Genomic DNA, 798 nt, shown 5'->3' with positions numbered 1-798 from the left:
TCATCAAGATGATGGAAGGTTTCTTGAATGACGAAAGATATCTTGAGTATAAGAAACCTGAACAAAAGAAACAACCAACAGCTAACTTTGATATTGATAATTTACTTGATTGAGGTGTAACGGATGGATAAGTACCAGGTTCATTACGAAAACGAATGTCATAGTCTCAGCATGATGATGCGAGATAACAGTTTAATAGATGAAACACGATTAAAACCGAAACATTATATGAATCCGCATAACAAAAGCTTATTTAAAGTCATGAAGGAATTACGTGATGAGGACAAGCCAGCTGATATGAACTCTCTTGCTCAAGTAGGAGAGAACAAAATGGCAATGTTCGGCGGTGTAAATACATTAAGTAACGTTTATGGATTGGGAGTATTAAGTCATAACTTCAAATTCACACAAGATAAGATGATCGAGTTCGTAGCGATTGAAGAAGCTTTACAAGAAGTTGAGAACTTTAAGGATAAAACGAAATTCGTACACAACTCTAAGCAACTAAATGAATTAATTTCAAAGATTAATAACGTTCAGGTTGCCACTATAAAGCCACAGCCTTCTTTTAAAGAGAAGTTGCAAATGAGGGTGCAACAACATAGCCAAATGCCAGAACAAGGCTTGAGCGGAACGCCAACAGGGTTTACGAGCATCAACAAAGCGTTAGACGGATGGCAACCTTCAGATTTAATAATTGTAGCTGCAAGGCCATCTGTTGGTAAGACAGCTTTCGTATTAGAAACGATGAGACGTGGAGCAAAAGCGAGTAAAGATTACATGGGAACATTCTTCTCA

General features: G+C 37.3%; 1 protein-coding gene. It reads left to right on the top strand.

Annotated features, from left to right (window positions below; genetic code table 11):
- Positions 1–123: 123 nt before the first annotated feature.
- Positions 124–798 (top strand): DnaB-like helicase C-terminal domain-containing protein (locus ACPUEY_RS14070; protein WP_425122469.1); only part of this gene is annotated, 675 nt, incomplete at its 3' end.

This window comes from Acinetobacter sp. G11, from assembly GCF_049808495.1.
GTDB classification, from domain to species: Bacteria; Pseudomonadota; Gammaproteobacteria; order Pseudomonadales; family Moraxellaceae; genus Acinetobacter; species Acinetobacter kookii.
The sequence above is the reverse complement of the archived record's forward strand: the minus strand, read 5'-3'. Positions and strand labels throughout refer to the sequence as shown.